Genomic DNA, 10,124 nt, shown 5'->3' with positions numbered 1-10,124 from the left:
TTTCGCTGCTGGACACCCAGCAGCGCTTCCAGCTTGTGAAATGAACCGCCGTATGCGGAACCGCACGTACGGTGGTGTGAGAGGGCGGCTGAGGTAACTCAGCCCCCTACTCGATTGGCACGACCGGGTTGAAAGGACGCACCATGAACATGAAAGTGAAAGCCACGCCCTAGCAGCGCAAGCGGCTGGCGGCGGCCGGCAAGCACCGCCTGCAACCAGACGATTAGCGGGCCGGTAGCTCGACGATGAAGTTCGGATCAAAAGCGGGATTTTGCGGCGTGCCGCTGCGCGTCTTGTAGCCGCAGGGGTTGGATACGACGCGGCACTGGCCGATGCGGTAATCGCGCGTAGCATGGATGTGGCCATGCACCCACAGGTCCGCTTGCGCGACCAGCTCGTCCAGGCGCGAGGCATAGGCGGGCGAACACCCTTCGTTGCCGTAGGCATCATCGACCGAGAGCAGCGACGGCGCCATGTGGCTGATGACGACGGTCGCGCCATCGAAAGGCTGCGCCAGTTCGCGCGCCAGCCAGGCTTTTTGCTGCGCGTGGAACATGGCCGTATCGGCCGCGCGCAGCTTGCGAAAGCCCATGTTGGCCAGGCGGATGCGCTTGTAGTCGTTCATGACGGCTTCCGCGTCGCGCATGGCCGACTGCCGCGTATCGTCGCCCAGCAGGCGAAAATCCGTCCACAGGGTAGCGCCCAGGAAGCGCACGGCGTTGCCTGCCTGGTCGGTGATAACGTGGCTATCGGCGTCGAGAAAATGCACGTTGTCCGTGGCGGCGCAGGCGCTGCGCAGCTCCTGGCGCACCTTGTCGAGGTGGTGGCCATAGCCTTCGTGGTTGCCATGCACGTACAGCACCGGCAGTCCCGCGAATGCGCTGGCGGCCCAGGCGACGGCGCGGGCGCCCGTGTCGATGTCGCCGGCCAGAATCACGGCGTCGGGGCAGCTGAGCGCGAGGTCGCCCTGCGGCGCTTCATCGCGCCATAACTCATGGTGCAGGTCCGACAAAATCAGTAAACGCATGCGGTATCCAGGCGATTGGAGGGTACGCCATCGTACCTGAAAAGCCTCACTCTTCCTCCAGCGCGGCGAAGCTGTGCGCCAGGTAGTCGATCAGCGCGCGCACGGCTGGCAGCAGGCCGCGCCGCGACGGAAACACGGCGTGGATGATTTCGCGCTGCGGCCGCCACTGCTCCATCAGCGGCAGCAGGCTGCCATCGGCCACCTGCCCGGTGATCATCATGGTCGGCAGCTGCACCACGCCCACGCCGGCCACGGCCGCGTCGCGCAGGGTCAGCATGTCGCCCGTGACGAAGCGCGGCGTGTGGCGCAACTGGGCGCGCGCGCCATCGGGGCCGTGCAAATCCCACTGGTAGTGCTGCTGCGGCGTGCCCAGGGCCAGGCTGGGCCAGTCGGCCAGGTCGGCTGGCGCCTTCGGCAGCGGTGCGCCGGCGAACAGCAGCGGGCTGCCCACCATGCACTGGCTGCGTTCGGCCAGCACGCGCAGCACCAGGTCGCTGTCGGGCAGCGGCGGCGGACGCACGCGGATGGCCACGTCGATGCCTTCGGCCACCAGGTCGACGCGGCGGTTGCTCGCCTCCAATAGCAGAGTCACCTGCGGATGCGCGCGCATGAAGCCGGCCAGCATGGGCGCCACCAGGGAGTGCAGCAGGGCGATGGGGCAGGACATGCGCACCGTGCCGCGCGGCGCGGCCCGCGTCAGTTCGATCGCTTCCTGCGCCGCCTCCGCTTCCACCAGCATCGCCTTGCAATGCTCGTAAAACGTCTGCCCCACGTCGGTGACGGAAAAATGCCGCGTCGTGCGCTGCAGCAGGCGTGCGCCGAGGCGTTCTTCCAGCAGCGCGATGCGCCGGCTCAGTTTGGATTTCGGCAAGTCCAGCGCGCGTCCGGCCGGCGCGAAGCCGCCATGGTCGACCACTTGCACAAAGTAATACAAGTCATTCAGATCCTGCATGCCGCCTCCTTAATCGTTCTATTTTTGGAACGCTGAAGCGATATTTTACCGCCTACCGCCCTTATCGTCGCAAGAGTAAGCTATCTCTATCGTACTGCAAACCCCATCAGGAGATCGAGATGAACACAGTCACAGCTATCTACAGCGCACCGCGCCAGCACTGGGTAGGCGACGGTTTTCCCGTGCGCTCGATGTTTTCGTATAACGGCCATGGCAAGCAGCTGAGCCCATTCCTGCTGCTTGACTATGCCGGTCCTGCCGAATTTGCGCCCGGCACCCGTCCTCCCGGTGTCGGTTCGCACCCGCACCGCGGTTTTGAAACGGTGACCATCGTCTACAAGGGCGAAGTGGCGCACCGCGATTCGACGGGCCAGGGCGGCGTGATCGGCCCCGGCGACGTGCAATGGATGACGGCCGGTGCCGGCATCCTGCATGAAGAGTTTCACTCGCCTGCCTTCACGCAGTCGGGCGGCACCCTGGAAATGGTGCAGCTGTGGGTGAACCTGCCGGCCAAGAACAAGATGACGGCGCCCGGCTACCAGGCCATCACCAGCGACACCATTCCCACGGTGGCGCTGCCAGACGGCGCCGGCTCGGTGCGCGTGATCGCCGGCGATTTCGGCGGCCAGCATGGCCCGGCCCGCACGTTTTCGGCTATGCAGGTGTGGGACATGCGCCTGATCCAGGGCAAGCTGACGGAATTGCCGGTGCACGCCGGCTGGAGCACGGCGCTGATCGTCCTGCATGGCACGGTGCTGGTGAATGGCGAGAGCGTGGTGCGCGAAGCGCAGATGGCGCTGTTCGAGCGCGATGGCGACAGCATCACCATCGAGGCGAACAACGACGCCGTGGTGCTGCTGCTGAGCGGCGCGCCGATTGACGAGCCCATCGTCGGCCATGGCCCCTTCGTCATGAACAGCGAAGCGGAAATCGCGCAGGCGTTCGAGGATTTCAACAGCGGCCGCTTCGCCCGCATTGAGAAGTAATTTGTGCCGTTAATTTGTGCAATACCCATGCCGCATCCCGCGGCATGGTTTTTCAGGAGCCCCCCATCAGCACCCCCGCCAACTTCCAGGGATTACCACCGATGATCGATCCCGACGACGCCGTCATGCTGCTGATCGACCACCAGAGCGGCTTGTTCCAGCTGGTGCGCGACATCGAGCAGCACGTGCTGTGCGGCCACGTGACGGCGCTGGCCAAGCTGGAGATTATCGAGGCGGCTGCCAGGGCGTGATCGTCGCTGCGCCGCTACGGCGCCTCGTAGCTGCTGCGTATTGCCGCCAGCACGCCGCGCTGTTCCAGGTGCGTGATGGCGGCGTTCAGGCGCGCCAGGTCGGCGGCGCTGGTGGTGCGCGTATTGAGCATCAGGTGCACGGGCGCGCGCAGGGCCAGGAAGGGCAGGGCGCTCAAGGCGACGCCCTGCAGGCGCGCCTCGTGGCGCACGGCCAGCACGTCGCCCAGCAGCAGGTCGGCGCGGCCCGCATCGAGCATGCGCACGCCTTGCTGGAAGCTGCCGAACGCATTCAGGCGGCCGGCTTTTTCCAGCGCCGGCCGGGCTGCCGCATACTGCGCGCCATACCAGCCCACTTTTGGCGCCAGCAAGGTCGACCTGCCGCGCGCGAGCTGCGCGAAGCTGGCGATCTGGCGCTGGCTGCCGGGCGCGCCGGATTTGCTGAAAAGGCCCACGGCTTCGTCGCGATACGCAATGGAAAAGCGCGCATACGACTGGCGTTCCGGCGTCTCGGACGCGGCCAGCATCAGGTCCAGCCCCCCATTCTGGAACAGCAGCTGGCGCCGCGCGGTGGGCAGTTCCGGCAAGGTGACCAGGGTACAGCGGGCTTCTTTGAAAATAGCTTTCAGCAACTCCAGGTCCAGACCCGTATAGCGGCCCTGGGCATCGCGGTAGACATACGGCGGCCACTGCTCCAGCGCCATCGTCATGCGGCAGGCCACGGCGGGCAGGGCAGATATGCCGAGCACTGCCGCAAACAGGAGATGGCGCATGCGCATATAGAGACTTCCCTAGAGATTCAACTTGATATTCAATTTGCCAGATTGGCCATGGAAGTCAAGGGCTGTTACCGCTGAAGGCAGGTCTGGTTGGCATTTCCTCGATGTTGGCGCGCTTTTTGCTGCCTGGCCCTATTGCTTTCGCTTCCGCTACGGCGAACACCGCACGGTGTAATCGGCTATAGTGGCGCGGTGCCACCACTGCCCCGCAAAGGAAGACCGCTTGACTGCCCCGCTCGAGATCGCCGCCAATGTACTGATGACTGCCTCCATCATCCTGGCTGGCCGCAATAATATTCATTCCTGGTGGATCGGCATCGTCGGCTGCGTGCTGTTTGCCGTGCTGTTTTTCCAGGTCAACCTGTACGCCGACGTGATGTTGCAGCTATTTTTTATCGTCACTTGCGTGATCGGCTGGCTGCAATGGCGGAGCGGCGCCGGCGGCAAGCCCTTGCCGATCACGCGCACGGGCTGGCGCAGCCTGGCCTGGGTGGTGCCGGCCGGCATCGTTTCCGTGGCGATCTACGGCATGCTGCTGCACCGCTTTACGAATGCCTACGCGCCCTTCATCGATTCGGCAGTGTTGGTATTTAGCGTCATCGCGCAATTCCTGCTGATGAGCCGGCGCATCGAAACCTGGGCTTTCTGGCTGCTGGTCAACACCGTGGCCGTGCCGCTCTACTACAGCCGCGGCCTGCACCTGACGGCCGTGCTGTATGCGGCCTATTGGGTCAACGCCCTGATTTCCTGGTACTGGTGGAGCGTACAGGCGCGCCGCGCGCTGCAGGCGCCTGCGGTGATTGCCGACGCCTGATATTGCCTTATACCAAGTCTTTAGATTCAAATCGTATATACAATCAATTTTTAATTCGTTCACGCGCTAAAGATGCCGGGATATAGTGGCCTTTCCCCGCTTACCGGTGTCTTTTATGTTGCGTTTTATCCTTTTTGCCTGTTTTTCCGCCGCCCCACACCAGCTGACCATGCACTGCATGGCGCAGTCGATGCCGGTGCGTGCCCGTCCACGCCTCCCGTAATTCCTTAACACCCCCGTCGTCGTTTTGCCCGCTGGCCCACCCGGTCCGCGTGCCCCTGTTCGGCCTTTTTTATCGGAAAAAGGCTGCAATCCCAATAAGAGGAAATCATGTTCAAACCACTCGCCATCAGTCTTGCCATCGCCGCCGCCTTTCCCGCCGTTTCCACCATCGCCCACGCCGAGGACGACATGCTGCGCGTTAACGTGACCGGATCGAATATCCGCGTCAGCGAAAAGGAGGGCGCCAGCGCCGTGCAAGTCATCACGGCCAAGGAATTGAAAGCCGGCGGCAAGACCAGCGTGTCGGACGTGCTGCGCGCCATCTCCGCCAACAGCGGCAACAGCTATAACGAACAATATACGGGCAGTTTCTCGGCCGGCACCTCGGGCCTGTCGCTGCGCGGCATCGGCCAGCAAAACACCCTGATCCTGGTGAATGGCCGCCGCGTGGCCAGCTACGCCACGGCGCAGGATTTGCAGCAGACCTTCGTTGACCTGAACAGCCTGCCGATGGCGGCCGTGCAGCGCATCGAAGTGCTCAAGGATGGCGCCTCGTCCGTGTATGGCTCCGACGCCGTGGCCGGCGTGGTCAACATCATCCTGTACCAGGAATTCACGGGCACGGACATCACGGCGCAATGGGGCGGCTCGACGCAAGGCACGGGCCAGCACGAAAAGAGCGCGGCGCTGCAAACGGGTTTCGGCAAGCTCGAGGAAGATGGCTACAGCGTGGTCTTCTCGGTCGACGCGCAGCAGCGCGACAAGCTGCAGCAAAGCGATGTGGCATGGCTGCGCGATGCCGATTACCGCCAGCAGCAGCGCGGCAGCCTGGGCTGGACCGCCACGAATTACGCCGGCAACGATCCCACGCAGACCCTCGGCGGCGTGCGCGGCCCGCTGCAACTGGTGCCGTACAAAGACATCAATCCCGACCGCAGCGGCCAGGTGCTGGCCTACAATCCGGCGCCATATAAAACGCTGATCCCGGGCATCCAGCGCATCCACTCGTCGCTGCGTGGCACCCTCAAGCTGAACGCGGACACGCAAGCTTATGCCGACTTGCTGCACAGCTATTCGCGCGCCGACCAGACCTTCAGCGCGCCTTTGAGCGTGAACAACGCCACGCGCGTGTGGAACAACAGCAGCAAGCTGCTCGACACCATCCCCGTGGTGTTGCCCGTGGGCCATCCGAACAATCCAGGCACGACGCCCTTGCCATTTACTGCCACCCTGTTCGACCTGGGGCCGCGCCTGAAGCAGGACCGCGTCACCTTCTACCGCGCGCTGGCCGGCGCCAAGGGTACCTGGGCGGGCTGGGACTGGGACACGGCCGTTGCCCATTCCAGCAGCAAGCTGGAGGAAACGGTGCAGAACTTCGTCAACCGCTACGAATTCCAGAAAGTGCTGGCCGACGGCAGCTACAATTTCTTTGACCAGTCACAAAACAGCGAAGCAGTGCGCAACCGTCTGCGCCTGTCGACCCTGCGCCCGGCCGAATCGACGCTCGACACGCTCGACTTTTCGGCGGCCAAGGATATCTGGCACCTGCCGGCGGGCGCACTGGGCTTTGCCGCCGGCTTTCAATGGCGCCGCGAAAAGATGGATTCGCAAACCTCGACGGCCGTGCTGTCGGGCACGGAACTGCGGCCCGCACTCAATATCATCAACGGCTCGCGCAATGTGTCGGCCCTGTTTGCCGAATTCAATGTGCCTGTGGTGAAGGATCTGTCCGTCAACGTGGCCGGCCGCGCCGACCATTACAGCGACTTTGGCAATGCGTTTTCGCCGAAAGCCAGCGCGCGCTATCAGGCGGCGCCATGGTTGTTGCTGCGTGGCACGGTTTCACGCGCCTTCCGCGCACCGTCGCTGCCGGAAATCACCGACAGCACGGCCGTCAGCTATACCGGCGTGATCGATGCCCGCGATCCCCTGACGCCGACGCAGTCGCGCGGCGTGACGGTCATGACCATCGCCAATCCGAACCTGCGCCCCGAGCGCTCGAACAATCTGAACCTGGGCGTGGTGGTGTCGCCCACCAGCAGTTCCAGCATCGGCCTCGATTACTACCGCATCAAGCAAGATGGCGTGATCGGCACGGCCAGCGCCACCACCATCCTCGGCAATGAAGGCACGGCGCCGCAACAGATTACGCGCGGTGCCGATGGGCGCATCACGACCCTGTACCGCCAGTTCCGCAACCAGGGCCAGCGCGAAGTGTCGGGCATCGATATCGACCTGCGCCAGCGCTTCGTCGACAAGGACTGGGGCAAGCTGACCCTGGCCGGCCAGCTGAGCCGCGTGCTGCGCTTTGCCGAACCGTTGTCCGATGGCGCGCCGCTGACCGATGGCGCCGGCACCAATTACTTCGGTTCCATCCCGAAATGGCGTGGCGTCAGCTCGGCCACCTGGGAGCAGGGCAAGTGGTCGTCCACGCTCACATGGAATTATGTGGGCAGCTATGCGCAGCAGCAGCACCTCGATGAATCGGTGGCCGCCTTCAGCACCTTTGACGTGACCAACAGCTGGCAGCTTGCGCCGGCAGCGAGCGTCACCTTCATCGTGCAAAACCTGGCCAACAAACGCGCGCCCTGGGACTATGCCTCCACCGGCTTTGACTTTACCCAGGCCGATCCGCGCGGACGCGTTGCGGCGCTCAAGCTGAACTACAAGTTCTAACCACTCGCCGCCTGCCGCTGCCCCGTCTGCTCCTGCAGGCGCTGGCGGTAGGCGCTGGGGGGAACGCCCATGCGTTCGCGAAAGGCGGTGGCGAAGTTGCCCGCGTTGTGAAAGCCGATCAGCAGGGCGATATCCTGCACGTCGATGTCCGTCTGCTGCAGCAATTCCACGCCACGGGCAATGCGCGCTTCGCGGATGAAGGCGAAGACCGTCATGCCCGTCTGCTCGCGGAACATCAGGGTCAGCTTTTCGCGGTAGGTGCCCACGCTGCGGGCGATTTCGGACAGGTTCGGCAGGCTGCCCAGGTTGTCGAGGATCAGCTGTTTGACCGCATTGACAAAGACCATGTCGGGATGCTGCAGCTTGGCGCTGATCGACGCCGTTGCTGGCAAGGTACTGTTGTTTTTACGCATCAAGCCCAGGTGGATATGGATGCGCGCGGCCAGCTCTTCCGGCGTGAACGGCTTCGAAATGTAGTCGACGCCGCCCACTTGCAAGCCCATGACGCGTTCCTTGGTGGCATCGGCGCCGCTGAGAAAGATCACGGGAATCTCTGCCGTTTCAGGATTGGCCTTGAGCAAACGGCATGCCGTGTAGCCATCCATCTCGGGCATGCGCACATCGAGCAGGATCAGGTCGGGATGCGTGGCCAATGCCAGCTGGTAACCCTGGTAGCCGTTGAACGCGATGCTGAAGCGGTAGGGCTGCTCGCTGAGCAGCTCCATCAGCATGCGCTGCTCGAAGGCGGAGTCGTCCACGATCAGGATATTTTTTTTGATGGTTTCGCTGGTCAATGACATGGCATGGATGACTTAACCAAATAGCAAGTTGTGGCTTATTATGCGCTGCTTTTCCTTTTTTTTCTGCTTTTCTCGTATTTCAAAAGATGTTTCTCCGCGAGAAGAAGCGCGGATTTCCCGGATCGCCAATAATTCACTCATGCATTGATTTTAAGCAATGTCGCTTGCCAACGAATCTGTTTTTCCAATGCTGCAAAAATGCCGAAGTCCCAGGATTCTTGACTCTCGGCGCAAGTATTTTGTTGTCCTGGTTTGCGTGCCCAGAAAACGCCGGCAATACCGTGACTACCCTCGAAGCCCATCCATTGGAGGGGCGCATTAGTGATGTCCCATCATCCGGAGGTATCATGTTGCGAGTCATTTCATCCCGCTTGATCTCCGGCGCCAGTGTCGCCATTGCCGCCACGGCACTCCTGCCCGGCGTCGCTGACGCGGCCGTGTATCTGAACGGCAGCAACAACTCGACCTTTGATGTCACCCTGAAAATTATCGCCAATTGCACCATCGCGGCGGCCAATCTCGACTTTGGCCAAAGTCAGGGTGTACTGGCTACTGCCGTGGACGTCAATACGACCGTGAATGTCACTTGCACCAATACCACGCTGTATAACGTGGGCCTGACGGCCGGCTCGGGTACTGGTTCGAGCGGCACCACGCGCTACCTGAGCGGCACCGGCGGCAATCTGGGGAAGGTGCAATTCAATCTGTACCAGACGGCCGGCAGCACCTTGTGGGGCGATACCCAGGGCACGGATACCGTCGGCGGCACCGGCAATGGCTCCTCGCAGCTGATCACGGTATACGGCAATATTCCGCCGCAAGCGACACCGGCGCCCGATACCTACAAGTCGACCATCACGGCCACCGTTTACTTTTAAGCCAGGCGCTGCGTGAAGGCCGGTGCTGCTTCCCTGATGAAATGCGTGCTGGCGCTGCTGGCCTGCTGCGCTGCGAGCGCGCACGGCGCCAGTCTGCAGATTTCGCCGGTGACGCTCAATTTGCGCGCCGCCCAGAGTGCGGCCGGCATCAGCCTGCAAAACCTCGGCGGCCAGCCCATCTACGGGCAGGTGCGCGTGTTCGCCTGGGACCAGCGCGATGGCGAGGAAACGCTGGCGCCGACGCAGGAACTGGTTGCCAGCCCGCCGATCGTCGAAATCGCCGCCAACAGCCGGCAGACCATCCGCCTGGTGCGGGCTCAGGCTGGCCCTGTTGCGCAGGAAAAGACGTATCGCGTGCTCATCGATGAAGTCAGCCGCGAGGATGAGGCGGGCCGCAGCGGCGTCGATATCCGCCTGCGCTACTCGGTGCCCGTATTCGTGCTGCCGGCCGGTGCGCCGGGCAAGGAAGTGCTCGACTGGCAAGTTTTCCGCGAACAGGGCGAGTGGATGTTGCGTATCAAGAACAGTGGCACTATCCATGCGCAGATCGGTGCGATGACGTTGACGAACCAGGCGGGCAAGGAGTTTGTCATCAGCAAGGGGCTGTTTGGTTATGTCCTGGCGGCACGCATGCGCGTATGGCGCCTGCCCGTTGCCAGGGAGGCTGAACTGGATGGGCCGTTGAGTATTGTGGCCAATGTGAATGCCAAGGCACTCATTGCCAAGAATTCGACACCTTGAA

9 protein-coding genes and 1 pseudogene are annotated in these 10,124 nt (G+C 62.9%); 6 read left to right on the top strand and 4 right to left on the bottom strand.

The annotated features are described in order from the left end of the window. Positions 1-223: 223 nt before the first annotated feature. Positions 224-1,027: a metallophosphoesterase family protein gene (locus ACQ4WS_RS11945; protein ID WP_436476479.1), complete on the bottom strand. Its 804-nt coding sequence runs from the start codon at positions 1,025-1,027 to the stop codon at positions 224-226. Positions 1,028-1,073: 46 nt separating this feature from the next. Beyond that, complete coding sequence (locus ACQ4WS_RS11940) at positions 1,074-1,979, bottom strand: LysR family transcriptional regulator (protein WP_436476477.1); 906 nt, start codon at positions 1,977-1,979, stop codon at positions 1,074-1,076. 119 nt (positions 1,980-2,098) lie between these two features. Here ACQ4WS_RS11940 and ACQ4WS_RS11935 point away from each other — a divergent pair, with 119 nt between their 5' ends. Together ACQ4WS_RS11935 and ACQ4WS_RS11930 are read left to right on the top strand one after the other, a co-directional pair. After that, positions 2,099-2,965: a pirin family protein gene (locus ACQ4WS_RS11935; protein WP_436476475.1), complete on the top strand. Its 867-nt coding sequence runs from the start codon at positions 2,099-2,101 to the stop codon at positions 2,963-2,965. Positions 2,966-3,030: 65 nt separating this feature from the next. Beyond that, positions 3,031-3,186, top strand: a pseudogene (locus ACQ4WS_RS11930) (hydrolase); the annotation flags it as partial. A gap of 44 nt (positions 3,187-3,230) precedes the next feature. Here the strand turns inward: ACQ4WS_RS11930 and ACQ4WS_RS11925 are convergent. Continuing rightward, the gene (locus ACQ4WS_RS11925; protein ID WP_436476473.1) at positions 3,231-3,986 is read right to left on the bottom strand and encodes a substrate-binding periplasmic protein; all 756 of its coding nucleotides are present in this window, start codon (positions 3,984-3,986) and stop codon (positions 3,231-3,233) included. A gap of 229 nt (positions 3,987-4,215) precedes the next feature. Here ACQ4WS_RS11925 and pnuC point away from each other — a divergent pair, with 229 nt between their 5' ends. Both pnuC and ACQ4WS_RS11915 read left to right on the top strand, forming a co-directional pair. Further along, a complete protein-coding gene (pnuC, locus tag ACQ4WS_RS11920; protein WP_436476471.1) occupies positions 4,216-4,806 on the top strand; it encodes a nicotinamide riboside transporter PnuC in 591 nt (196 codons plus the stop codon). 330 nt (positions 4,807-5,136) lie between these two features. Next, entirely contained in the window at positions 5,137-7,704 is a 2,568-nt protein-coding gene (locus tag ACQ4WS_RS11915) for a TonB-dependent receptor (RefSeq protein ID WP_436476469.1), read from the top strand. Here the strand turns inward: ACQ4WS_RS11915 and ACQ4WS_RS11910 are convergent. Continuing rightward, the gene (locus ACQ4WS_RS11910; RefSeq protein ID WP_436476467.1) at positions 7,701-8,504 is read right to left on the bottom strand and encodes a response regulator transcription factor; all 804 of its coding nucleotides are present in this window, start codon (positions 8,502-8,504) and stop codon (positions 7,701-7,703) included. The two genes, ACQ4WS_RS11915 and ACQ4WS_RS11910, sit on opposite strands and share 4 nt — an antisense overlap. Positions 8,505-8,851: 347 nt before the next feature. Between ACQ4WS_RS11910 and ACQ4WS_RS11905 the strand changes: the two genes are divergently transcribed. Next, positions 8,852-9,382: a Csu type fimbrial protein gene (locus tag ACQ4WS_RS11905; protein WP_436476465.1), complete on the top strand. Its 531-nt coding sequence runs from the start codon at positions 8,852-8,854 to the stop codon at positions 9,380-9,382. A 12-nt stretch (positions 9,383-9,394) separates the two neighbouring features. Then, positions 9,395-10,123, top strand: a complete 729-nt coding sequence (locus tag ACQ4WS_RS11900; RefSeq protein WP_436476463.1) for a fimbrial biogenesis chaperone — start codon at positions 9,395-9,397, stop codon at positions 10,121-10,123. Position 10,124 lies beyond the last annotated feature (1 nt).

This window comes from Janthinobacterium leeuwenhoeki, from assembly GCF_051380795.1.
Classification (GTDB): Bacteria; Pseudomonadota; Gammaproteobacteria; order Burkholderiales; family Burkholderiaceae_D; genus Janthinobacterium.
The sequence above is the reverse complement of the archived record's forward strand: the minus strand, read 5'-3'. Positions and strand labels throughout refer to the sequence as shown.

What these genes read in the sequence shown, in the direction of transcription:
- ACQ4WS_RS11945 (WP_436476479.1), bottom strand. Translation starts at nt 1,027, where the DNA reads ATGCGTTTACTGATTTTGTCGGACCTGCACCATGAGTTATGGCGCGAT.
- ACQ4WS_RS11940 (WP_436476477.1), bottom strand. Translation starts at nt 1,979, where the DNA reads ATGCAGGATCTGAATGACTTGTATTACTTTGTGCAAGTGGTCGACCAT.
- ACQ4WS_RS11935 (WP_436476475.1), top strand. Translation starts at nt 2,099, where the DNA reads ATGAACACAGTCACAGCTATCTACAGCGCACCGCGCCAGCACTGGGTA.
- ACQ4WS_RS11925 (WP_436476473.1), bottom strand. Translation starts at nt 3,986, where the DNA reads ATGCGCCATCTCCTGTTTGCGGCAGTGCTCGGCATATCTGCCCTGCCC.
- ACQ4WS_RS11915 (WP_436476469.1), top strand. Translation starts at nt 5,137, where the DNA reads ATGTTCAAACCACTCGCCATCAGTCTTGCCATCGCCGCCGCCTTTCCC.
- ACQ4WS_RS11910 (WP_436476467.1), bottom strand. Translation starts at nt 8,504, where the DNA reads ATGTCATTGACCAGCGAAACCATCAAAAAAAATATCCTGATCGTGGAC.
- ACQ4WS_RS11905 (WP_436476465.1), top strand. Translation starts at nt 8,852, where the DNA reads ATGTTGCGAGTCATTTCATCCCGCTTGATCTCCGGCGCCAGTGTCGCC.